Origin of the sequence: Mycolicibacterium sp. TUM20985 (genome assembly GCF_030295745.1) — a bacterium.
Lineage (GTDB): Bacteria > Actinomycetota > Actinomycetes > Mycobacteriales > Mycobacteriaceae > Mycobacterium.
This window is the reverse complement of sequence record NZ_AP027291.1, coordinates 1,775,972-1,797,923: the sequence shown is the minus strand read 5'-3', so window position 1 is coordinate 1,797,923 and position 21,952 is coordinate 1,775,972. Positions and strand designations below refer to the sequence as shown.

Annotated in this window: 25 protein-coding genes; 11 read left to right on the top strand and 14 right to left on the bottom strand. The window is 68.1% G+C overall.

The window, feature by feature from the left end; genetic code table 11:
• Positions 1 to 171: 171 nt before the first annotated feature.
• Positions 172 to 1,032 carry an NmrA family NAD(P)-binding protein gene (locus QUE68_RS08870; RefSeq protein WP_284233631.1) on the top strand — a complete coding sequence of 287 codons (861 nt, stop codon included), beginning with the start codon at positions 172 to 174 and terminating at the stop codon, positions 1,030 to 1,032.
• Here the strand turns inward: QUE68_RS08870 and QUE68_RS08865 are convergent, their stop codons facing one another.
• Positions 1,033 to 1,518, bottom strand: a complete 486-nt coding sequence (locus QUE68_RS08865; RefSeq protein ID WP_284233629.1) for a MarR family winged helix-turn-helix transcriptional regulator — start codon at positions 1,516 to 1,518, stop codon at positions 1,033 to 1,035.
• Between the two features lie 82 nt (positions 1,519 to 1,600).
• Between QUE68_RS08865 and QUE68_RS08860 the strand changes: the two genes are divergently transcribed.
• Both QUE68_RS08860 and QUE68_RS08855 read left to right on the top strand, forming a co-directional pair.
• A complete protein-coding gene (locus QUE68_RS08860; RefSeq protein ID WP_286275775.1) occupies positions 1,601 to 3,646 on the top strand; it encodes an MMPL family transporter in 2,046 nt (681 codons plus the stop codon).
• Positions 3,647 to 3,648: 2 nt separating this feature from the next.
• Positions 3,649 to 4,425, top strand: a complete 777-nt coding sequence (locus QUE68_RS08855; RefSeq protein WP_284233628.1) for a hypothetical protein — start codon at positions 3,649 to 3,651, stop codon at positions 4,423 to 4,425.
• Here QUE68_RS08855 and QUE68_RS08850 read toward each other — a convergent pair.
• The 3 genes from QUE68_RS08850 to QUE68_RS08840 form a co-directional block, all read right to left on the bottom strand.
• On the bottom strand, positions 4,422 to 5,054 hold the full coding sequence (locus QUE68_RS08850) for an SOUL family heme-binding protein (RefSeq protein ID WP_284233627.1): 633 nt from the start codon (positions 5,052 to 5,054) through the stop codon (positions 4,422 to 4,424). The two genes, QUE68_RS08855 and QUE68_RS08850, sit on opposite strands and share 4 nt — an antisense overlap.
• Before the next feature lie 87 nt (positions 5,055 to 5,141).
• Entirely contained in the window at positions 5,142 to 6,608 is a 1,467-nt protein-coding gene (locus tag QUE68_RS08845) for a HAMP domain-containing sensor histidine kinase (RefSeq protein ID WP_284233626.1), read from the bottom strand.
• Positions 6,605 to 7,306 carry a response regulator transcription factor gene (locus QUE68_RS08840; RefSeq protein ID WP_284233625.1) on the bottom strand — a complete coding sequence of 234 codons (702 nt, stop codon included), beginning with the start codon at positions 7,304 to 7,306 and terminating at the stop codon, positions 6,605 to 6,607. The genes QUE68_RS08845 and QUE68_RS08840 overlap by 4 nt, the downstream gene beginning before the upstream one ends.
• Before the next feature lie 137 nt (positions 7,307 to 7,443).
• Here QUE68_RS08840 and QUE68_RS08835 point away from each other — a divergent pair, with 137 nt between their 5' ends.
• Complete coding sequence (locus tag QUE68_RS08835; RefSeq protein ID WP_286275432.1) at positions 7,444 to 7,959, top strand: hypothetical protein; 516 nt, start codon at positions 7,444 to 7,446, stop codon at positions 7,957 to 7,959.
• Between the two features lie 347 nt (positions 7,960 to 8,306).
• On the opposite strand, the gene QUE68_RS08830 is transcribed toward QUE68_RS08835, so the two are convergent.
• A complete protein-coding gene (locus QUE68_RS08830; protein WP_455013424.1) occupies positions 8,307 to 8,639 on the bottom strand; it encodes a MerR family transcriptional regulator in 333 nt (110 codons plus the stop codon).
• Positions 8,640 to 8,747: 108 nt separating this feature from the next.
• Here QUE68_RS08830 and QUE68_RS08825 point away from each other — a divergent pair, with 108 nt between their 5' ends.
• Together QUE68_RS08825 and mbp1 are read left to right on the top strand one after the other, a co-directional pair.
• Entirely contained in the window at positions 8,748 to 9,170 is a 423-nt protein-coding gene (locus QUE68_RS08825; RefSeq protein ID WP_284234707.1) for an Hsp20/alpha crystallin family protein, read from the top strand.
• Positions 9,171 to 9,705: 535 nt separating this feature from the next.
• The gene (gene mbp1 / locus QUE68_RS08820) at positions 9,706 to 9,936 is read left to right on the top strand and encodes a microaggregate-binding protein 1 (RefSeq protein WP_284225611.1); all 231 of its coding nucleotides are present in this window, start codon (positions 9,706 to 9,708) and stop codon (positions 9,934 to 9,936) included.
• Positions 9,937 to 10,122: 186 nt separating this feature from the next.
• On the opposite strand, the gene QUE68_RS08815 is transcribed toward mbp1, so the two are convergent.
• The 3 genes from QUE68_RS08815 to QUE68_RS29605 form a co-directional block, all read right to left on the bottom strand.
• Positions 10,123 to 10,347: a hypothetical protein gene (locus QUE68_RS08815; protein WP_284233618.1), complete on the bottom strand. Its 225-nt coding sequence runs from the start codon at positions 10,345 to 10,347 to the stop codon at positions 10,123 to 10,125.
• Positions 10,344 to 10,769 carry an Asp23/Gls24 family envelope stress response protein gene (locus QUE68_RS08810; RefSeq protein ID WP_284233616.1) on the bottom strand — a complete coding sequence of 142 codons (426 nt, stop codon included), beginning with the start codon at positions 10,767 to 10,769 and terminating at the stop codon, positions 10,344 to 10,346. The genes QUE68_RS08815 and QUE68_RS08810 overlap by 4 nt, the downstream gene beginning before the upstream one ends.
• Before the next feature lie 108 nt (positions 10,770 to 10,877).
• Positions 10,878 to 11,258: a CsbD family protein gene (locus QUE68_RS29605; RefSeq protein ID WP_454786435.1), complete on the bottom strand. Its 381-nt coding sequence runs from the start codon at positions 11,256 to 11,258 to the stop codon at positions 10,878 to 10,880.
• An 18-nt stretch (positions 11,259 to 11,276) separates the two neighbouring features.
• Here QUE68_RS29605 and QUE68_RS08800 point away from each other — a divergent pair, with 18 nt between their 5' ends.
• From QUE68_RS08800 to QUE68_RS08790, 3 genes are read left to right on the top strand one after another with little or no spacing between them, the layout of a single operon-like run.
• Positions 11,277 to 11,501 (top strand): hypothetical protein, encoded by a 225-nt coding sequence (locus tag QUE68_RS08800; protein ID WP_284225608.1) that lies wholly within the window; start codon positions 11,277 to 11,279, stop codon positions 11,499 to 11,501.
• Complete coding sequence (locus QUE68_RS08795) at positions 11,498 to 11,974, top strand: hypothetical protein (RefSeq protein WP_284233613.1); 477 nt, start codon at positions 11,498 to 11,500, stop codon at positions 11,972 to 11,974. Before QUE68_RS08800 ends, QUE68_RS08795 begins: the two co-directional genes overlap by 4 nt.
• A 20-nt stretch (positions 11,975 to 11,994) precedes the next feature.
• Positions 11,995 to 12,747 (top strand): acyl-[acyl-carrier-protein] thioesterase, encoded by a 753-nt coding sequence (locus QUE68_RS08790; RefSeq protein WP_284233611.1) that lies wholly within the window; start codon positions 11,995 to 11,997, stop codon positions 12,745 to 12,747.
• Between the two features lie 21 nt (positions 12,748 to 12,768).
• Here the strand turns inward: QUE68_RS08790 and QUE68_RS08785 are convergent, their stop codons facing one another.
• Positions 12,769 to 13,740: a haloalkane dehalogenase gene (locus QUE68_RS08785; protein ID WP_284233609.1), complete on the bottom strand. Its 972-nt coding sequence runs from the start codon at positions 13,738 to 13,740 to the stop codon at positions 12,769 to 12,771.
• Positions 13,741 to 14,347: 607 nt separating this feature from the next.
• Here QUE68_RS08785 and QUE68_RS08780 point away from each other — a divergent pair.
• A complete protein-coding gene (locus QUE68_RS08780; protein WP_284233607.1) occupies positions 14,348 to 15,982 on the top strand; it encodes a fatty acyl-AMP ligase in 1,635 nt (544 codons plus the stop codon).
• 13 nt (positions 15,983 to 15,995) lie between these two features.
• Here the strand turns inward: QUE68_RS08780 and QUE68_RS08775 are convergent, their stop codons facing one another.
• Positions 15,996 to 16,490 (bottom strand): DUF5994 family protein, encoded by a 495-nt coding sequence (locus tag QUE68_RS08775; RefSeq protein ID WP_284225602.1) that lies wholly within the window; start codon positions 16,488 to 16,490, stop codon positions 15,996 to 15,998.
• Between the two features lie 241 nt (positions 16,491 to 16,731).
• Between QUE68_RS08775 and QUE68_RS08770 the strand changes: the two genes are divergently transcribed.
• Positions 16,732 to 17,484 carry an enoyl-CoA hydratase gene (locus QUE68_RS08770; RefSeq protein ID WP_284233605.1) on the top strand — a complete coding sequence of 251 codons (753 nt, stop codon included), beginning with the start codon at positions 16,732 to 16,734 and terminating at the stop codon, positions 17,482 to 17,484.
• 4 nt (positions 17,485 to 17,488) lie between these two features.
• Here the strand turns inward: QUE68_RS08770 and QUE68_RS08765 are convergent, their stop codons facing one another.
• Genes QUE68_RS08765 through QUE68_RS08750 form a run of 4 tightly spaced genes read right to left on the bottom strand, consistent with a single transcriptional unit; the run spans position 17,489 to position 21,952 of the window.
• Positions 17,489 to 18,301 (bottom strand): HpcH/HpaI aldolase/citrate lyase family protein, encoded by an 813-nt coding sequence (locus QUE68_RS08765; RefSeq protein ID WP_284233603.1) that lies wholly within the window; start codon positions 18,299 to 18,301, stop codon positions 17,489 to 17,491.
• The gene (locus QUE68_RS08760) at positions 18,301 to 18,801 is read right to left on the bottom strand and encodes a MaoC family dehydratase (protein WP_284225598.1); all 501 of its coding nucleotides are present in this window, start codon (positions 18,799 to 18,801) and stop codon (positions 18,301 to 18,303) included. The genes QUE68_RS08765 and QUE68_RS08760 overlap by 1 nt, the downstream gene beginning before the upstream one ends.
• Positions 18,798 to 19,958, bottom strand: coding sequence for an acyl-CoA dehydrogenase family protein (locus QUE68_RS08755; protein WP_284233600.1), 1,161 nt, complete (start codon positions 19,956 to 19,958; stop codon positions 18,798 to 18,800). Before QUE68_RS08755 ends, QUE68_RS08760 begins: the two co-directional genes overlap by 4 nt.
• A complete protein-coding gene (locus QUE68_RS08750; protein ID WP_286275430.1) occupies positions 19,955 to 21,952 on the bottom strand; it encodes an acetyl/propionyl/methylcrotonyl-CoA carboxylase subunit alpha in 1,998 nt (665 codons plus the stop codon). Before QUE68_RS08750 ends, QUE68_RS08755 begins: the two co-directional genes overlap by 4 nt.

The window sequence follows — 21,952 nt, the reverse complement described above, 5'->3', positions numbered from 1 at the left end:
TCGCATGAGCCAACCGTTCGCGAGGTCCAGGCCGATGACCGCACTGCGGATCCTGCTCTGGAACGCCTTCCGAAGGGCCCGATATCTGACGCGATTGTGACCAAACCGGTTAACTGACCGAGTCGACAATTATCGTGGGTGCAGCGGTGGCGGTGTGGCACTGTGGACTTCATGCTGCTGATCACGGGACCCTCCGGCAATGTCGGCCACGAGCTCGTCGACCTGCTCACCGAGGCGCCGGGTCCGACGCCGTGGCGGATCGCCAGCCGCCACTCCCAAACCTCGCGGTCCGTCGTGATGGACTTCTTCGATCCGGCGACGTGGGCGCCGGCGCTGGCGGGTGTGGAGACGTTGTTCCTGCTGTTCCCGCTGCCCGGCAACCGCGCCGCCCGCACCGCCATCATCCCGTTCCTGCACGCTGCCGAGCGGGCCGGCTGTCGTCACGTCGTATACGTCTCGGTCTTCGGCGCCGACAGGGCGCGCTTCATCCCGCACTACAAGGTCGAGGAGGCACTGCGGCAGAGCACGATGACCTGGACGGTGCTGCGCTGCAGCTTCTTCATGCAGAACCTGCACCGGACCATTTCCACGCACGGCACCGACATCGTCGAGCGCGGTGAGCTATTCATTCCCGCGGGCAAGGGTCTGACCACGTTCCTCGACGCCCGCGACGCCGCCGAAGTCGCCGCGGCCGTGGTGCGCGCCCCGGCCGGGCACCGCAACACCGTCTACCACTTGACCGGCCCGGCGGCGTTGAGCATGGCGGAGGTCGCCGCCGAGTTGACGGCCGCGCTGGGCCGACCGGTGCGCTACACCCGGCCCGGACTGATTCGCTTCGCCGCACGACTGGCGCGCCGCCACGTCGGCTGGGACACCATCGGTTTCATGTCGGCGGTGTACACGCTCACCCGCCTGGGTCAGAACCAGCCGCTGACCGATGACGTGCAGCAATTGCTCGGCAGGCCGCCCCGCACACTCGCCGAGTTTCTTCGTGATTCCAGCTGGCGCTGGCGTGAAAAGGCATGGACCTGATCACGATTCGTGCAACTCGTCGTTGTAGGCCCGCATGGAGCCGATGAGGGCCGTCAGTACCCGGTGGGCGATCGTCAGTTCGGCGGCGGTGAACTCGTCCATGGCAGTTTCGGCGTGGCGCCCCAGCGGGGTGAAGAACTGACGGGCCACGGCACTGCCGTGATCGGCGTAGCGCAGTAGCACCTTCCGCCGATCGGACGGATGGGCGGCACGCGTCAGGTGACCCGATTCGACCATCCGGTCCACGAGATAGGTGATCGCGGCACCCGACACACCGACCCGCTGGCCCAACTGGCTCTGAGTCAGTGGCGTGCCGTCGCTCTCCGCCACCATGACGTGGAGGAGCGCGCGGAAGTCGTTGGCACTCAGGCCGTGCCGCGCGCAGAACACGCGACCGAGTTCGTCGGACTCGGCAGACAGGGCCTGGACGTCGGACACGATCAGGGCCTCGACGACATCGCGACCGGGCGGCGATGGGCGTTCCACGTAACATTTCCTTAAGTTGATTAATCGTTAATAATCTTAATATACTCTCGACATGGTGTTCTGGGATCGATTCTCCGCCGCCGTGACCGCGCGGTGGTCATGGGTGATCGCGTTGCTCATCACCGTGGCCGCCGGTGCGTTGATGGCGTTCGCCGGGGAGAACTCCGGTGCCGACCAATCACCGGTTCCCGTGCCGTCGTCCGCCGAGTCCGCCCGCGCAGCCGCGCTCGCCAAGGAGTTCCCCTCGGGCGACCGGGCGCCCGTCATCCTGGTGGCGTCGCGCACTGACGGCGCTCCCCTCTCACCTGCCGACGAGGCGGCCGTCGACGCCGCCCGCCAGCGCGTACTGGCCGCGGCCGGGTTGCCCGGCGGGCCGCCCGCGTCGACGTCCCAGGACGGCGTGGTGGCACTGGCACCGGTTCCCACTCCATCCGACCTCTCCGGCTTCGATCTGGCGGACAGGGTCAACGACCTGCGTTCGGCAGCGAATGACGGTGCGCCACGAGGCCTCCAGCTGCAGATCACCGGCGGACCGGCATTCGGCGCCGACATCGCCGACTCCTTCTCCGGTGCCAACTTCACCCTGCTCGCCGTGACCGCCGCCGTGGTGGCCCTCCTGCTCATCGTGACGTACCGCTCACCCGTCCTGTGGCTGGTGCCGCTCACGGTCATCGCGGTGGCCGACCAAACGGCCGCCGGGCTGGGCGGCGTGGTCACGAACCTGACCGGGTTGACCGCCGACGGCTCGACCACCGGCATCACCAGCGTGCTGGTCTTCGGCGCGGGCACGAACTATGCGCTGCTCCTGATTTCGCGATACCGCGAAGAGTTGGCGCGCAATGCCCTTCACCGTGACGCCCTGCGTGCGGCCGTGCGGCACGCCGGACCGGCGATCCTCGCGAGCAACGCGACCGTCGTCCTGGCGCTTCTCACTTTGTTACTGGCGGTCGTGCCCTCCACCCGCAGCCTCGGCGCGCAGGCGGCGTGTGGACTTCTGGTCGCGGCCGTCTTCGTGCTCGGCGCCCTGCCACCACTGCTGGCGTTGTTTGGACCGAAGTTGTTCTGGCCGTTCATCCCTCAACGCGCAGGTGAACACGAGGCGGAGCAGTTCGGAGCGTGGTACCGGTTGGCCGCGTGGGTCGGCAACCACGCAGGCCGGGTCGCGGTGGTGTCGCTGACGCTGCTGGCCGTGCTGTGCACCGGGCTGCTCGGCACCCCCATCGGCCTCTCCCAGACCGAGCAGTTCCGCGTCAAGGCGGAATCGGTCACCGCCTACGACACGCTCGCCGCACACTTCCCCAGCGGGCTCACCGCTCCCACCACGGTCATCGCCGACACCGATCGCGCCGAAGCGGTCCAGCGGGCGATCGACACCACCCCCGGGGTCGTGTCGGTCACCGAGGCCGGCCGGTCCGACACCGGCCTGACGCAATACTCGGTCGTCATCGACGCGGCACCCGCCTCCGGCACCGCGTTCGGGGTCATCGACACCCTTCGGGAGTCGGTCCATGGCGCCGACGACGGCGCGCTCGTCGGCGGCCCGGATGCTCAGGCGCTCGATGCCCGCAACGCCGCGCAGCGCGATCAGCGTGTCGTCATCCCCGCCATCCTCGCGGTAGTCCTATTGGTGCTGTACGTCCTGCTCAGAGCGGCGCTCGCGCCGGTGGTGCTGGTTGCGGTGACGGTGCTCAGCGCCCTGGCCGCCCTGGGCCTCGGCGGCTGGGCGAGCGTGCACGTCTTCGGCTTTCCCGCCCTGGACAACACCACACCGCTGTTCGCGATCCTGTTCCTCGTCGCCCTCGGCGTGGACTACACCATCTTCCTGGTCACCCGCGCCCGCGAGGAGACCCACGCGCACGGCACCCGCGAGGGCATCGTGCGCGCGGTAGCCGCCACCGGCGGAGTGATCACCAGCGCCGGCATCGTCCTGGCGGCCGTGTTCGCCGTTCTCGGTGTGTTGCCGCTGATCGTGCTCACCCAGATCGGCATCATCGTCGGTCTCGGCATCCTGCTGGACACCTTCCTGGTGCGCACGGTGATCATTCCCTCCCTCTTCACCCTCATCGGGCCCAGGATCTGGTGGCCGGCCCGCGTCGACCCGACCGTCCACTCCACGAATAGAGGATGAAAGTGACTACAGATCAGCATCTTTCGACGGCGACGACTTGGCGCTGGATCGCCGCGCTACTGTCACTCACCCAGCTCGCGTCACCACTGGTCATCAGCCGGTTCTTCGGCGACTTCCTGGAGTCCGGGGCCACCAACGAAGCGCTGATCACGCCCGCCGGATGGGCGTTCTCCATCTGGGGCTTGATCACGCTGCTATCCGCGGTCACCGCCATTACGGTGCTTCGATGGGGGCTGGGCGCGCCCTGGGAGACCAGGGCGCTGATGGGAGCCTCCGTGGCGTTCGCCGGGTTCAGCATCTGGCTGATCGTCGCGGCTCAGGACTGGCTGTGGCTCACCGTCGTCGTGTTCGCGGTCATGGTCGCCGCGCTGATCGACGTCATGCGGCTGCTGGTGCGCCACGCCGAGGAGTTGACCTGCCCGATCTGGCTGCGCCGGCTGGCCACGCTGACCTTCGGTCTCTATCTCGGGTGGAGCAGTGTGGCGGTCTTCGTGAACGTCGCCGCCGCACTGATCCAGTCGGGCGTCTCAGCCAACGGAACAGCTTGGCAGGCAGCGGTTCTTGTGGCCGCCACGGCAGCCGCCGTGGCCCTCACCGTGGCGCTGCACGCCACCCCCGGCTACGTCGCGGCCGTGGTGTGGGCGCTGGTGGCCGCCGCGATCGGCGCCGCGGGTCGCGAATCGCCATTGCTCGCCACCGCGTCAGCGGTCGCCGCCGGACTCGTCGTCTGCACGGCCATCGGCTTCGTCGTGCGCCGACATGGAGCGCGAGTCAGCTAGGAATGGATCGGGACGGCGATCTCGTTGCGGCGACGGAACGACACCGTCCACGGCGGATCGTAGAACCACGCCACGGGATCGCCCAGCGGCTCGATACCCTTGGCCTGCAGCGTGTCCAATAGCTCGGTGGATCGCGCTGCCACCGCGGCCTGGCCACGGTCACCGGTGAACCTCAGGACGGCCATCGTCTCGGCGGGTACCTCGACCAGGCGGACGCGATCGTCCTTCGGTTCGGGAAGGGTGGCCATCGTCCACTTCGACGGCATGAAGAACCGGATGACCCAACCCTCGGCATCGCTGCCGGAGCGCGACACCGGAGCGGTCATGGCGATCTTCTGACCCTTCGTCGAGGCCTGGCTGACGGGTGCCGTCATCGCGATCTTGTCGGCGCCTCGGTTGCCGCCGAAGATGTAGCCGGCCAGCCGGCGAAAACCCTCGTTGCGCGCCCGCTCCTCATCGGCCTCGACGGTCGTCTCGGCGGCGATGCGCGGCTGGTAGCGGCGGATCTCCACCGCGTCGGTCAGCCGTTCGCTGGTATGGGGCGGTTCCTCGGTACCCACGCGAATCCCCACGATCCCGAGCACGGACTCGCCCACCTGCGTGGCCACTGTCGTCACCTGATTCAGCATCGTTCCAATTTACTGGTCGTCCGAAGGGTCGTCATCGGCCGACGTGGGGCCGTCTACGAGTCGTCGACCTACATCGGTGTCGACGCGCTACTGGCCACGTAACGGCAGCGTCAGCGTGAACCGCGCGCCGGTGTCGTGCGGTTCGCAGGTGAGGTCGCCGCCGTGGGCTCGCGCCAGCGATCTGGCGATCGACAGCCCCAGGCCCGCGCCGCCGTGGTCGCGATCGCGCGCGGAGTCCAGACGCACCAGGCGCTCGAAGACACGGGTGCGGTCGGCGGCGGGGATGCCGGGCCCGGTGTCGGTGACGGTCAGTCGCGCGTCATCGGCACCGGACTGCTCGACGTGCACGGTGATGCGGCCCCCGGGCGGGGTGTAGCGGCGGGCGTTGTCGAGCAGATTGGACATGATCTGCCCGATCCGCTGCGGATCCGCCCGCACCTCGAGGCGTCTGAGGCCCGTGCGGGTGACCGCCACTCGCGGGGCGAGCATGTCGGCACGCTGGACTTGGTCGTCAGCGATCCCCACCAGGTCAGTCTCGACGACGCGCAGCGGTAGTCCGGCATCGATACGGCTCAGATCGAGCATGTCGCTGACGAGCCGGCCGGCCCGACGCGCGTCGGCAAGGAGCAGTTGGGCGCGCCGCCGGGCCGCCGGTGGCGCCTCGGGCGAGGTGTTCACCAGCTGCTCGGCCGCGACCTGGATGCCAGCCAGCGGCGTACGCAGTTCGTGCGCGGCGTCGGCGAGGAAGTCGCGGGTCTGAGACTCGGCGCGCCGGGCCGCCTCGGCCGCCTGCTGCGCCTGGCGTTCGGCGGCTTCGAGCGCGTCGAGCATGTCGTCGAAAGCTGCTGCTGCACGACCCAACTCGGTATGCGGACGGTCCGGTTGCAAGCGGCGTCCGCGGTCGCCCGTGGCGATGGCCTTCGCCACCCCCGTCAACCTCTCCAGCGGCCGAAGCGCTCCGCGGGCGACGGCGAAGAGCAGCAACGCGGCCAGGACGAGGGTCACCGCCCCCGCGCCGATCATCAGTTCGCGGAGGTCACGCAGTGCCGCCGTGCTCTGCGTGGTGTCCGCGACCAGGATGAGCCGTCCGCCAGTCGGCAGTGGTTGCACCAGCGCGGTGTTCGTCTCGTCGGGCGGCGGCAGCGGCTGCTGCGGCGGCCCGGGTCGGTCAGGTCGGTCGAGTCGGTCGGGTCGGTCAGCTCGGTCGGCCGGGCCAGGCCGCGGGGGCGGAGGTGGCGGCGGCAGCGGTGTCCCGGGCCCGGCGACGGTGTCGGGACTGATGGCGGGATCGCCGTAGGCTTGGCCATCGGGGGTGATCACGAGGGCCCGAATGCTTCCGCCGTTGAGTTGGGCCGAGACATCCTGCGGGGACGTTCCCGCCTCAACCAGGGCGGTGGCGCGCGTGGCGCTGGCCACCAGCCGGTCGTGGAGGTCGCGGCGGACCTGGGCGCCGAAGGTCACGTCGATCGCGACGCCCAGAATCAGGAGGACCGACGCCAGCAATGCCAGGACGGCAAGCGTGACGCGGCGACGCAGCGACGGTGTCTCGGTCACGAGGTGGTTGGCCGCAACTGATATCCGATTCCCCTGCTGGTGTGCAGGATTCGCGGACCGTGCACCTCGAGTTTGCGGCGCAACGCGCTGATGTAGACCTGCACGAGGTTCGGGTCGTAGGCGTCGTAACCCCACACCGCGGTCAGGATCTGCTCCTTGCTGACGAGTCGGCCCCGCTGGTCGGCGAGATAGGACAGCAGCCGCAACTCGGTGGCCGTGAGGTCCAGTGGGTGACCGGCGCGGGTGGCCGTGCCGGCGTCTACGTCGAGGACCAGGTCGCCGAGTTGTACCGCCGATGGCAGCCGGCCCCGTCGCCGCAACACCGAGCCCACCCGCGACACCAATTCCGCCAGCTCGAACGGCTTGACCACATAGTCGTCGGCCCCACCATCGAGCCCGCGCAGTCTATCGTCCAAACCGTCACGTGCCGTGAGCAATACGATCCCGGTGTCGTCGAAATCGCGAACCACGTTGATCAAGGCGAACCCATCGCGGCCGGGCATCATCACGTCGAGCACGACGAGGTCGGGGCGGAATCCCCGCAGCGCGTCCTCCAACCCCTCGCCGTCAGCCCGGGTTCCGGTGACGTACCCGGCGTGCTCCAGGGCTTCGCTGACCATCTCGCGGATGGTCTCGGAGTCCTCCACTACCAAGACTCTGGCTCGGAGTTCGGGGCGCGTCGTTGCCCGGCTGATCATGCACCCATTGTCACCCGCGGCGGGCGCCCGTTCCTGAAGCGAATGTGAGGGAACCGCGGTCGACGGGCTTTCTTCAGCTTCGTTTCAACTTCGGCCAGCAACGTCGTGGCGGTAACGACCCAATCGATGGAGGACACATGAGCGACGACGTTGACGACACCGCGGACCTGAAGGCGCCCGAGGTGGCGGCTGCCGATCGGCAAGAGGGGCCCACTTCTCGTTGGAACGGCACCGGCGAACGCGTCCGCCGGCACCCCATCGGTGTCGCCGTCGGCGCCGGGATCGCAGGACTGCTCATCGGCGGGATCCTGGGCGCCGGACTGTTTGGCGGATCGGCCCTCGAGGTGGGACGGGCCGGCGCGTCCTCCCACTACGCCGCGGACGGCCCGCAGTGCCTGGGTGGTCCGCCGCCTCCCCCGCCCGGCGGACCCGGAGGACCCGGCGGACCCGGAGGACCCGGAGGACCCCGTGGAGGCGGACCGGATGGTCCGGCCGGCCGCGCGGCCCCCGGTGCTCCCGCGGCTCCCGGCGTGCAAGGCGGCCCGGGTGTCGACCGACCCGCGCCCGATCAACAGCGGGGCGGCGCCGCTCCGGCTCCGGGCCCGGCCACTCCGTCGACGCCACTACTACCTGCCGAACAGCCAGCTCGGTAATCACCGTGTGGGGTTCTCGGCGAAGCACGGTCCGCCGAGAACCCCGCATCCGCCGGAAGTTCCGGATGTATCGACGGCGTTCCAACGTCACCGCCTGAGCATCAATGGCAGGGACGCATCGGCAGCGCAAGCCCTCGCTAGAAAGGCGGGGGTTCGGGGTCCGGGCCCAGGTCAGCCTCTGGGTCTGGGTCTGGGCCGGGGATGGCTGGCTCTTCGGCCGCCTCCGTTGGCGCGTCGAGTTCGGCTCTGTTCAGTTCGCGTTCTTCGTGGATGCGGGATGGAACGCCAACTGTGGACAACTGGTGCGAGGCATGGCGCCGTCAAGCTCGAGCACGGATCCATATCGGCTAGCGAGAGTCGCGCCATGCCACCAAGCGGGCATTCTCCGAAGCGAGCCTCGCGTTCGCGTGTTCGAGTTGGCTGTTGCGAGCCTCGAGGGTGAAGATCTCCGAGATACCGGCCAGGTTGATGCCGGCGGCAAGAAGCTCGGTGATCCGCTGCAGGCGGTCCAGGTCGTCGTCGCTGTAACGACGAGTGCCGCCCTCGCTGCGGGCCGGAGTGAGCAGACCTCGAGTTTCGTAGAGCCGCAACGTTTGTGGGCCCAGGCCACTCAACTCCGACGCCACGGAAATGCCGTACACCCCCCGCGCCGAGCGGGCGCTCGATTCGTGCACCGACAGTGACTTCTCTTTCTTGAAGATTTGGTTGCGGCCAAGCTACCACCAGTGGTATATAAAAATCTATGGCAGACGACAGAGATCTGCTACACACAGTCACTGGAGGTGGAGATGATGTTGATGCGTACAGACCCGTTCCGTGATCTCGACCGCTGGGCCCAGCAGGCGGCAGGAACAGCCGCCCGGCCCGCGGTGATGCCGATGGACGCCTGGCGCGACGGCGACGAGTTCATCGTTGAATTCGACCTGCCCGGCGTCTCGGGCGACTCGCTGAGCCTCGACGTGGAACGCAACGTGCTCACCGTGCACGCCGAGCGTTCCGCACTCAATCAGGACCGCGAAATGGTCGCTGCCGAACGCCCCCGCGGCGTATTCACCCGTCAGGTGTTCCTCGGCGAAACCTTGGACACCGAGCAGATCACGGCGACTTACCATGATGGCGTGCTGCGCCTCGCCATCCCCGTCGCGGAGAAGGCCAAACCGCGTCGAATCAAGATCGCAAGCAGCAACGAACGCACCGTGATCAACGCCTAACCCGGTCCTTGCCCGAAGGCATGGAGGTGACAGAGATGCCGACCGTGCTGCAGGATAGCCAAATCGCCTGGGAGAGTGAGGTACTGGACGAGGCGGAGGCAATCGTCCGGGCCGAGTGGTTGCGCGTCGTGTGCAGTGCTGGCAGCGCGTACAACGAGGTCGCCGCGGGGCTTGCCGCCCGGTCATGCCGAACGAGCAGCCACATCAACATGTCTGGAGCTCATTCAGACTGGTGGCTGGCAACCGCAACGGCGGCACAGCCGTCTCGCTGGCCAACGAAACCCAAAGTCCGGGCGACGCAACGGTCTCCCCCGAGCCCGCGTCGCGAAGAACGCCCCAGCGTCGGTCGACGGAGGTGATGCTCTGACAGAAGACCTAGAGACGACATGAAGAACCCGACGATGACCAGCGCCCGGTCCGCCGCCACTCGCGCACCCGTGCCAGGCGGGCCGAGCGTGGGTTCTGACCAGGCGATGTTCAAGATCGATGCACTTCGGGTACTCAGCCCCCGAACAGTTTCGGAAAGGGATACATCATGGGTGATAGCGGACCTGAAGAAGCGGTCAAGGGCGTCGTCGAGGACGTCAAGGGCAAGGCCAAGGAGGTCGTCGGGATCGTCAGCGGCCGCGACGGACTCCGAGAGGAAGGCCGCGCCCAGCAGGACAAGGCCGAGGCGCAGCGCGATGTGGCCACGAAGGAAGCCGAGGCTGAAGCGGCAAGGGCCGCAGAGAAAGCCGCCGAAGCGCGTCAGAAGGCTGCTGAATAGCAGCACCTATTCCACGCATCCGGCGGCAGCTTCTTGGGGGGTGCTGCCGCCGGTGCGTCTTTGGCGTCGACGCCCTCGAGGCGCAGTTGCTCGCTCAGGTCCTGAAAACCTGACGAGGGCAATCCGGTCATGGAAGCCTACGAGTGCTAGTGCGCGCCAGTGATTCTGGCGCGCATTGCCCTGATGTCAAAGCTGGATGTATCGACGTCGGCGGAGGATGCGCCGCAGTGTCCGCCGCAGCCCACCCCCTCGCCCGACGATCACAGGGCGCGAACTGAAGTGCTCGTCGATCGAGGCCAGTGCCTCGGCGAAGGCCGCCGCGTCACCGCCACGATCCGGATGCAATGCCAGTGCTGCGGCGCGCCGGGCGGCGGCCCGATCCGGGTAGCGATCCCACCGCGCCGCGGTCACGACGCCGCCGCGACGGTGCCACCGTCGGCGTTGGCACGGATCCCGGGCACCGGGTGACCGGGCGGGTACATGGCGGCCTCACCGAACATTCCGGCATGCAGTGCGGCCACCCCCGGCACCGCGGCGACGGTGGCGGCGATGACGTCGGCGTCGTCGGGCACGCTCATCCGCACATCCCCTTGCCCAAAAAACACACGGGTCACTGCACCCGCGTGACCGGCGGCCTGCTTCTCGCCGACCCCGACCGACACACCCTGCGAATGATCGACGGTGGCGCCCGGAATCCGTCCGGGCAGTGCGCCCACCGCGCGTGACGCCCCGCCGCCCAGGTCGTAGACACCGCTGACCTCGCGAGCCGCGATACCGGCGATCTTCGACACGACCGCATCGGCGATCGTGGTCTTTCCCAGCGAGCTCGTCATCGTCGTCCTTTCTCTACTCGGGTCATCGGCTGTGATGCCGTTCGGGGAACTGCCGGACCGCGCCAAGCCGCCAGAAGGAAGGCGTTTCGCGGTCCGGCAGGTAGGCGCTTACTTGTTGAAGGTGTCCTTGATGTTCTCGCCGACCTTCTTCACTCCGGAGACGCCCTGATCCTTCTTGCCCTCGGCCTCCAGCTTCTCATTGCCCGTCACGTCGCCAATGACCTCCTTGGCCTTGCCGATGGCGTCTTCGGCGGCGTTCTTGGCTTGTCCACGATGCCCATGATCGATTCCTTCCGTCGTGTTCCGTCCCGCCGGGATGCGGCGAGCCATCTCGCGCGAGATGTCGTAGGTTCCGTCGGGCGCGACGCTGGAATCCGAACGTCGCATCGACGTGAAGCCGCTCACATCACCATCGCACTCCCGGGTTGCGGATGCGGCGCAATTCGATACTGCCGCAGATGGGTCCGGCTCTAGGATCGACGTGTCCACGTCCCACGGGGACGTCCGATGCCGAACTACCTGGAGGGGTGCGTGCCCGCAGACGCCGGTGGCGACGGGGTTGCCGGCGCTGGCGAGAACGCCATCCTCACGGCCGCCTCGCTCGGTGACCGGGAAGCCTTCGAGGTCGTCGTACACCGGTACGGTCCGGCGCTGCACCGGTTACGCGCGGCACGCGGCCACCACTTCCGCGCCACCGCCACCCTTCGAACCCGGCTGGGACGGTGGCTATGAGTTCTCCGAACACTCCCTCCGATCCGCTCTTCCGGGCGATCGAATACCTGCGCACCGCCCCCGAACCCGGCTGGGATGCGATCGCCGACCGCGTGATCTCGGTGGTCCGGCAGACGGCCCGCCCGGGCGGGCAGATGCTCCTCGCCGAGACGCCGCCCGGGCGGCCTGGCCTCGGCCGCATCTTCATCAGTGACCACGTCCTGCGCAGCACCCTCACCATCGTGTTGCGGCAACGCTTTCTGTGCGCACCCACCCGGATCGTCTTCGACATCGACACCCAGTCCGACACCCTCCTCGGAGTGCTGATCGAGATCACCGGCAGCTACGGCACACCGCTCAACGAGCTCGCCGGCCACATCCGCGCCACCACCATCGAGGTGATCGCCGAGCTGCTGGGCCACTCGCCCGCCGATCGCCGACCCATCGACATCACCATCACCGACGTCGTCACGGGTGATCCGCTGGACGAGTGAGTCGGGTACACAGGAACGCAATGAGCAATCCCGAAGTCGACCGCCCTCTGCGCGCCCTCCCTGCCGACGGTTACGTCTACCGGACGTCATGGCCGGTGGCGACCAGCGACATGGACGAGCACCTCCACCTGCGCCTCGACGGCGTGGCCCGCTACATCCAGGAGGTGGGTGCGGAGAACCTCGTCGACGCCGGAGAGGCCGAGGCGCATCCGCACTGGATCGTCAACCGCACCGTCATCGACGTGATCGAGCCGATCGAGTGGCCCAACGACGTGACGTTCAGCCGGTGGTGCTCGGCGCTGTCGACGCGGTGGTGCACCATGCGGGTCGACCTGGTCGGCGCCGAGGGCGGCCGGATCCAGACCGAGGGCTTCTGGATTTGCATGAACAAGGACACCCTGACGCCCTCCCGGGTGACCCAGACCCTCATCGACAGGTTTGCGAGCACTGCCGACGAGCACCGCCTGAAGTGGCGGCCGTGGCTCCAGAATCCCGACGAGTTCGACACCGTGGCTCCATTTGGCTTGCGCCGCACGGACATCGACATCTTTCAACACGTCACCAACACCGCCTACTGGCACGCGATCCACGAGGTGATGGCCCTGGAGCCAGATCTGTGCGAGGCGCCGTACCGGGCGGTTGTCGAGTACCGCAAACCCATCAGGTACGGCGAAGAGGTGACGATCGGATATGCCCGCCGCGGCGGGGAGGCGCACATCGCGCTGCGCGTCGGCGACGACGTCCGTGCGGCAGCACTGCTTCGCAAGTCCTAGCCCGAGGGTGTTAGCCCGCTCTCAGGTGGTCGGCGGCGAGGTGTGAGCCACGAAGTCTGCCACGATGCGGCCAAGTTCCTCGCCGCGCTGCTCCTGGACGAAGTGTCCGGCACCGGTGATGCTCACGTGGTTCTGCCCGCGCGCACCCGGAACGCGCTGCTGGAAGACGTGATCCCAGCCGCAGGTCGCGGGGTCCCCGTCGGAGTAGGCGGTGAGGAATGGCTTCTCCCACTGCTCCAACACGGCCATGGTGGCGCGGCCGATGGCCGCGCCCGGATCGTTGCGGGTGAGCGGGATCAGCGCGATGAGCTGACGCAGACCCGCCTTGTAGGACTTGTTCGGGAAGGGGGCGTCGTAGGCGGCCCGCACGTCTTCGGGCAGCGGACCTGCGACCGCGTTCAAGAAGAGGCTGGGCACGATGTCGGGCGCCCGCTGGTAGAACGCCACGTAGTCCAACAGCGTCTCCTGCAACATCATCCTGCCGTCGCCCACTCCGTGGTGGGCCCAGGTGAGTTGGCCCTCCAGCGCGGGGTCGCACGTGTGCAGGATGGTGTTGGTGGCGACGACGCGGGCGAAGCGGCCCTGATCGCGGGCCAGCACGCTCAACCCGAGGGGTCCGCCCCAGTCCTGCGCGACGAGGGTGATCTCGCGCAGGTCCAGTGCCGTGACGAAGTCGTGCAGCCAGTCGACATGACGCGCGAACGTGTAATCGGTTGCGTCCGTAAGCTTGTCGGAGCGACCGTAGCCGATGTTGTCGGGAGCGATCACCCTCATTCCGGCCTCGGCGAGGACCCCGATCACCTTGCGGTAGACGTAGGACCACGTCGGTTGGCCGTGCAGCAGCAGGACCACCGGCCCGTCCGCGGGACCCGCGTCCACGTAGTGCATGCGGAGGGCGTCGACGCCCTTGGTGGCGACCTGGACGTAATTCGGCGGGAACGGATGGCCGGGCAGGCGCTCGAATCGGTCGTCGGGCGTTCGCAGGACGCCCACTAGTTCGCGAGTCGTGGGTAGAGGGCCGTGACACCGTCGGCGAGGCCGGCCTGCACGCCGCGGCGGCCCTCGATGACCAGTGCGGTGCACTTGGAGATGTCCATCCGACCATCCTGCACCCGCCATCACTTTTTGGTCACCGACGGCGCGTCGCCGCGCCGCACGGGCCGTCGGCGGAGACCATGCACGGGATGACGAACCATCCTTCGATGCCGACCAGGAATCAGGGGCAACGTGATGACGTGTGCAGTAGCTAGCGAACACCTCCCGGCGTTGCTTTGGTCGAGGCGAGGTGACGGTGCGGCATCGATCGGTACCTCGGTGACGGGCCAGGTCTCTATTCAGGGCCTCATTCTGTACAGTCAGGGCGTCCGACTGACCCAGATACCGCAATCGCCCGGATCCGCGTGCCCCGCGGCATTAGCCAGAGGAGTTCACACTTCCGCTGTCATCACCGCCCGCGAGGGTCGAGGATGATGTCCTCCGTGCTGCACGCCGCGGCACTGGCGCCTAGTCCCCGCGCTACCTCTCGTAGGTGCTCGACTGAGGACTGCTCGACGATCATGACCTGCATCGCCGCCAACGCGCCAAAGCCAGAAGGATTCCTGTGAGCACATTCACTGACACCATGTTCGCCAACGCAGTCAGTAGCCGCAATGGCATGACCACGGGCGACCCTGGGACACCCGTGCGACACACCTGGGGTGAAGTTCACGAGCGCGCGCGACGCATCGCAGGTGGACTGGCGGCGGCGGGAATCGGACACGGGGATCGCGTGGCGGTATTGGCCGGCGCACCGGTCGAGATCGCCCCCGTCGCGCAAGGCATCTGGATGCGCGGCGCCAGCCTGACCATGCTGCACCAGCCCACTCCCCGGACCGACCTGATGCGGTGGGCACAGGAGACGACGGACGTCATCGGGATGATCGAGGCGCGAGTCGTCATCGTCTCCGATCCGTTCATGCCCGCGGCGCCAGTCCTGGCCGAGCGCGGAATTCGAGTGCTCACCGTGGAGGACCTGCTGGTGCACGACGCGGTGGACCCCGTGGCCACCGCCGACGACGACCTCGCGCTGATGCAGCTGACCTCCGGTTCGACCGGCTTTCCGAAGGCCGTCTGCATCTCCCACGCCAACATCGTGGCCAATGCGGAGTCGATGTTCGTCGGCGCGCACTTCGACCCGGACACCGACGTGATCGTCAGCTGGCTGCCGTGCTTTCACGACATGGGCATGACCGGCTTCCTCACCGTGCCGATGTACTTCGGTGCCGAGCTCGTCAAGGTCACGCCGATGGACTTCCTGCACGACATCCTGCTGTGGGCCAAGCTCATCGACAAGTACAAGGGCACCATGACGGCGGCCCCCAACTTCGCCTACAACCTGCTGGCCAAACGCCTACGCAGGCAGGCCACCGCGGGTCAGTTCGACCTGTCGTCGCTGCGCTGGGCACTCTCCGGAGCCGAACAGGTCGACCCGGCCGACGTCGAAGATCTGTGCGAGGCGGGTGCCCCGTTCGGTTTGCGGCGGGAGTCGATCGTGCCGGCCTACGGCATGGCCGAGACGACCGTCGCCGTGTCGTTCACCGAGTGCGGTGCGGGGATGGTCGTCGACGAAGTCGACGCCGATCTGCTGGCCGTGCTGCATCGCGCCGTTCCCGCCACCAAGGGCAACACCCGACGCCTGGTCTCGCTCGGTCAGCCGATCGAGGGCCTGGAGGCACGCATCGTCGACGAGGACAGCGGGGTGCTGCCCACCCGCGCGGTCGGCGTGATCCAGGTCCGCGGCAAGCCGGTCACCACGGGTTACATCACGATGGCCGGTTTCATCGGAGCGCAGGACGACATGGGTTGGTACGACACCGGCGACATGGGTTACCTGACCGAGGTCGGCGACATCGTCGTCTGCGGCAGGGTGAAGGACGTCATCATCATGGCGGGCAAGAACATCTACCCGACCGACATCGAACGTGCGGCTACCCGCGTCTCGGGTGTGCGACCGGGTTGTTCGGTGGCGGTGCGCCTGGATGCCGGCCTGTCGCGGGAGACCTTCGCCGTCGCCGTCGAATCCAATGACTTCGCGGACCCCGTGCAGGTGCGCCGCATCGAGCGTCAGGTGGCCCACGAGGTCTTTGCCGACGTCGACGTCCGGCCTCGCAACGTCGTCGTGCTCCAGCCGGGCGTCATCCCGAAGACGCCGTCGGGCAAGCTCCGGCGGGCCCACGCGTTGTCGCTGGTGAGCTAGGCGTATCGGTCGGCTAGGGCGTCGCCTTGCGGCGGCCTCTGGCCCGGCCCGCGTCGGTTGGCACGGGTACCGGCGGCAAAGCTCCGTCGCCCCTGGCCGCGTCGAGGATCTCGGCGGCGGTGCGGAACAGCGGGGTCGCCTGATGCTCGGCGCTCAGGGGCAGTCCCGCCGCGATCCGTAGCAGCAGCCCCGCCAACGTCCCCGGTGTCAGACTCGGGATGATCAGCAGGTTGGCGCAGGCATCGCGACCCGTCACCGTCATCAGATGCTGATGCTTGTTCTGCCAGTGCCGCGAATTCAGATCAGGCAGGTTCTCCGACATCGACCAGTTGACCGAGATGTCGACGACTTCACCGAGCCGTCCGTACAGCACCCCGACGAGCTCTGGGAGCTCCCTGGCCAGCCGGTTGGAGTGCGGCCACCACGCGCCGTCGACCCGGCGGCCGAGCTGGCTGCACAGGGTCAGGCGGACGGGGCTCGCGGTGCGTCGCGACGGTGCGGCGGTCACGCCCCGACCGCCGACGACGATGCGCGATGATTGCGGGCCATCAAGCGATCCTTCTCGATTGGAGAACGCCGTCGCGCGAAGCGAAACGACAGTCGGATCGAATCCACGTTGATGTCACTCGCACGGGATTCCGCACGACTCATCGTCGACGACGAAGCGGCTCACCCCTGAGCCTACGCATGTCGTCGTGGCGCCGTGGCCGGTCGCGACGACATCACGGCCGGTCACTACCCTCGACCTCGTGCCCGATCTCGTACTGACGCAGGTCCTAGACCGCGTCGCCCTCATCACGGTCAACGATCCCGATCGCCGCAACGCAGTCACCGCGGAGATCTCCGCGGCGTTGCGCGCCGCGGTCGACGCCGCCGAGAACGATCCCGGCGTCCACGCGGTCATCGTCACCGGTGCGGGTAAGGCGTTCTGCGCGGGTGCCGACCTGACGGCCCTCGGCGCGGCGGCCGCGGACGGCCTCAGGGTGATCTACGACGGCTTCCTGGCCGTGGCCAACTGCGCGCTGCCGACGATCGCCGCGGTGAACGGAGCCGCCGTCGGGGCCGGGCTGAACCTGGCGCTCGCGGCTGACGTCCGCATCTCGGGTCCGGCCGCCCTGTACGACCCGCGGTTCCAGAAGCTCGGCATCCACCCCGGTGGGGGCGCCACCTGGATGCTCCAGCGTGCGGTCGGCCCGCAGGTCGCGCGCGCCTCCCTGCTGTTCGGGATGCGATTCGACGCCGAGGCGTCGGTGCGGTACGGACTGGCGCTGCAGGTCTCCGACGATCCCGTGGCGGCGGCGCGTGAACTGGCGGCGGGACCCGCGTCGGCACCGCGTGACGTCGTGATCGCCACTAAGGCGTCGATGCGGGCGACCGCCAATCCCGGCACCGTCGACACCGAACAACACCGCATGGCAGTCGACATCGAGCTCGGACCTCAGGCGCAGTCCATCGAATCACCGGAATTCGCAGCCAGATTGGCTGCTGCGAAGCAGAAGTAGCGGGCTATTCGGCGGGAGCCAGGTGGACGATCCGCTGAGCGCGACGCAGCACCGGCATGTCCACCATCTGGCCGTCGAACTGGAACACGCCCCGCTCCGAACGCGCCGCGTCGAGGACGGCCCGCGCCCAGCGCACCTGCTCGGCGGTCGGGGTGTAGCCGGCCCTGATCACCGCGACCTGGGTCGGATGGATGGCGACCTTCGCGTCGAAGCCGACTGCCACCGCGTCATCGGTCTCGGCGCGGAGCCCCTCCAGATCCCTGATGTCGAGGTACACCGAGTCCAACGCCAACCGGCCGTAGGCCTTGGCCGCGAGAAGACTCTGCGAGCGAACGTGTTTCGCGACATCGCGATAGCTGCCGTCGGGGTGGCGGTTGGCGGTGCCGCCCAGGACCGCGAACAGGTCCTCGGCGCCCCACATCACGGCCACGGCGTTGTCCACCCGCGCCAGCTCGGCGACCGACAGCGCCGCCAAGGGGGTCTCGATCAAGACCACCACGTCGAGGGGAGCCAACGAACCGATCTGCTCCGGAGTCTCGCTCTTGGCCAGCATCACGGTGCGGTACTCGGTGCGTCCCAGGGCGGCGACGTCGAGGGCGTGATCGGCGGTGCCCACCGGGTTGACCCGCACGACGGTCCGGCCGGGGTCGAGTCTCGTCTCCAGCAGCGCGGTGCGGGCGGACTCCCGGTCCTTGGCCGCAACGCCGTCCTCGAGGTCGAGGATCACGACGTCCGCTGCGGCGGCGGCCTTTTCGAACCGCTCGGGGCGGTCGGCCGGGCAGAATAGCCAGCCCGGCCCGTTGTCGGCGAGCGCCATCAGCCCACTCCCGCCGTATCGCCGCCAGGATGCTTGCGCACCATCGTCTTTCGCGAGGCCGTGGCCACGACGTCACCGTGCTGGTTGCGACCGGTGTGCGCGAAGGTCACGATGCCCTCCCCCGGCCGGCTCCTGGATTCCCGCTTGTCGGTCACCTCGGTCTCGGCGTACAGGGTGTCGCCATGGAACAGCGGTTTCGGGAACGCGACGTCGCTGAACCCCAGGTTCCCGACGATGGTGCCCTGCGTCAACTGCGCGACCGACAGACCGACCAGCGTCGACAGCGTGAACATGGAGTTCACCAGCCGTTGGTTGAACGGCGGCAACGCCTCCGAGAAGGCGGCGTCCAGGTGCAGCGCCTGCGTGTTCATCGTGAGCGTGGTGAACAGGACGTTGTCGGCCTCGGTGACGGTGCGGCCCGGCCGATGTTGGTACAGCACCCCCGGTTCGAACTCCTCGAACCACAGCCCCCGCTGCACGACGACCTTCTTGTCGGTCACAGTCCGACCTGACGCGCGATCAGCATCAACTGCACTTCGGTCGTGCCCTCACCGATTTCGAGGATCTTGCTGTCCCGGTAGTGCCGGGCGACGGGGTACTCGTTGATGAACCCGTAGCCGCCGAAGATCTGGGTACCGTCGCGGGCGTTGTCCATGGCGGCTTCGCTGGCCACCATCTTGGCGATCGCGGCCTCCTTCTTGAATGGCTTGCCCGCCAACATCAGTGCGGCCGCGTCGTAGTAGGCCGTACGGGCGATGTGGGCCCGGGCCTCCATGCGGGCGACCTTGAAGGCGATGGCCTGGTAGGTGCCGATCGCGGCGCCGAACGCCTCACGCTCCTTGGCGTAGCGCACGCACTCGTCGACACATCCCTGAGCGACACCCACCGACAGGGCGGCGATCGCGATGCGGCCCTCGTCGAGAATCCGGAGGAAGTTGGCATAGCCGCGACCACGCTCGCCGAGTAGGTTCTCTTCGGGCACGCGCACGTCGTCGAAGCTCAACGGATGGGTATCCGATGCGTTCCAGCCGACCTTGTCATACGCGGGCTGGGCCGTGAAACCCTCCGTCGGGACCGGCACCAGGATCGACGAAATCTGCTTGCGCCCATCGACTTCGCCCGTCACCGCGGTGACGGTCACCAGCTTGGTGATGTCGGTACCCGAGTTGGTGATGAACTGCTTGGAGCCGTTGATCACCCAGTGGCCGTCGTCCAGCTTGGCCGTGGTCTTGGTGGCCCCGGCGTCGGTGCCGCCGCCCGCCTCGGTGAGCCCGAACGCACCGAGCGCCTTGCCACTGGCCAACAGCGGCAACCACTCCTGCTTCTGGGCATCGTTGCCGAAGCGGTAGACGGGCATGGCGCCCAGTGACACCCCCGCCTCGAGAGTGATGGCGACACTCTGGTCGACCTTGCCCAACTCCTCGAGGGCCAGGCAGAGTGCGAAGTAGTCACCGCCCATGCCGCCGTACTCCTCGGGGAACGGCAGCCCGAACAGCCCCATTTCCGCCATTCCCGAGACCACCTCGTACGGAAAGGAGTGCTCAGCATCGTGTTTCGCAGACACGGGTGCAACGACGCTTCTGGCGAAGTCGCGGACGGTCTTGGCCAGCTGCTCGTAGTGGTCGGGCAGCGTGCCGGTGGACAGAAAGTCAGTCATGGCTGAGACTCCTCCAGTTGGGCGGTGATACGAGCCAGCGGTTGGCCCACCTTGACCTGATCGCCAACGGCGACGAGTAGTTCGACGACACCGTCGACGGGTGCCGACAGCGTGTGTTCCATCTTCATGGCCTCCACGGTCACGACGACCGTGCCCGCCGTCGCCGTCGCCCCATCCTCCACGCCGATGGCGACGACCGAACCCGGCATCGGGCTGACCAGTTCGGCGTCACCACTGTGCTCGTCGTCGGGCCGCACCGGAGCCTCGTGCAACTCCTCGAGCCGGACGACTCCGTCATCCCCTGCCAGCCAGATCAGGTGGTCGGCGTCGGCGACGCGGTAGCGGGCCCGTCGGCCGTCGAGGGTAACGGTCAGCGCATCCCCGTCGAGACACGCTGTCAACGTGCATGTTCCACCGTCTTCGACGGTCACCGTGGCCGCATCGGGATGACCGACGATGCGAACGTGGTCGGTGCGCTCGCCCGAGCGCAAGCGGAGCACGGTCGCCGCCCGCTGGCCCATCCGCCATCCCGACGGCACCGACCACAGGTCCCCGGCGGCCGCCTCGAAGCCGCGTAGCCAGCGATAGGCCGCGGCGGCGGCGAACTCCTCGTCCCCGGCCGCGGCTCCCGTGAAGTCCTCCACCCGCCGATCCAGCAGTCCGGTGTCGAGCCGCCCCCGCTGAACGTCGGGGTCGGCGAGCAGGAAGCGGAGGAAGTCGACGTTCGTGGCCACGCCGAGGACGGCGGTGCGGGCCAGTGCCCGGTCGAGGGTGCGCAACGCGTGAGCGCGGTCGGTGCCGTGGGCGATCACCTTGGCGAGCATCGGGTCGTAGTCGCTGCCGACCATGGTGCCGGCGAAGAGACCGGAATCGATCCGTATTCCCGGCCCGTGCGGCTCGCGGACGGCCAGCACGGCACCACCCGTCGGTAGGAAGCCGTGGGCCGGATCCTCGGCGTATACGCGGGCCTCGATGGCGTGTCCGGTCATCACGATGTCGTCCTGGCGAGCGGTGAGCTCTTCCCCGGCGGCGATGCGGATCTGCCACTCGACCAGGTCCCACCCCGTGACTTCCTCCGTCACGGGGTGTTCCACCTGCAGCCGGGTGTTCATCTCCATGAAGAAGAACTCGTCCGGGTCGGCTGCACCGACGATGAACTCGACGGTCCCCGCTCCGATGTAGGCGACGCTGCGGGCGGTATCGCATGCGGCCGCACCGATGCGGGCACGGGTGGCGGGGTCGAGCAGTGGTGACGGCGCCTCTTCGATCACCTTCTGATGGCGGCGCTGCAGACTGCACTCACGTTCGCCGAGATGGATCACGTTGCCGTGGCCGTCGGCGAGCACCTGCACCTCGATGTGCCTGGGCACCAACACGAATCGCTCCAGGAACAGGGTGTCGTCACCGAAGGCGGCGGCCGATTCGCGACGAGCGCTCGTCAAGGCGGAGGGCATGTCAGCCGACCGCTCGACCATGCGCATGCCCTTCCCGCCGCCACCTGCGGACGGCTTGACTAGGACGGGATAGCCGATCTCGTCGGCGGCGGCGACCAGTTCGGTGTCGGTCAGGCCGGGGCGGGCGACACCGGGTACCACCGGCACCCCGAAGCGCGCCACGGTGTCCTTGGCGGTGATCTTGTCACCCATGGTCGCGATCGCGTGGGCGGGCGGCCCGATGAACGTGATGCCCGCATCTGCCAGCGCGGCCGCGAAATCGGCGTTCTCCGAAAGGAATCCGTACCCGGGGTGCACCGCCTGCGCGCCGGTGCGGACTGCCGCAGCGACGACGGCGTCGATGTCCAGGTAGCTCTGTCGTGCGGGCGCCGGACCCAGGCGCACCGCCTCGTCGGCCTCGGCGACGTGGCGGGCTCCTGCGTCGGCATCGCTGAAGACGGCGACGGACCGGATTCCCATAGCGCGCAACGTGCGGATGACCCGGACCGCGATCTCGCCTCGATTGGCGACCAGGACGGTGTCGAAGCTCTTGATGGTCAC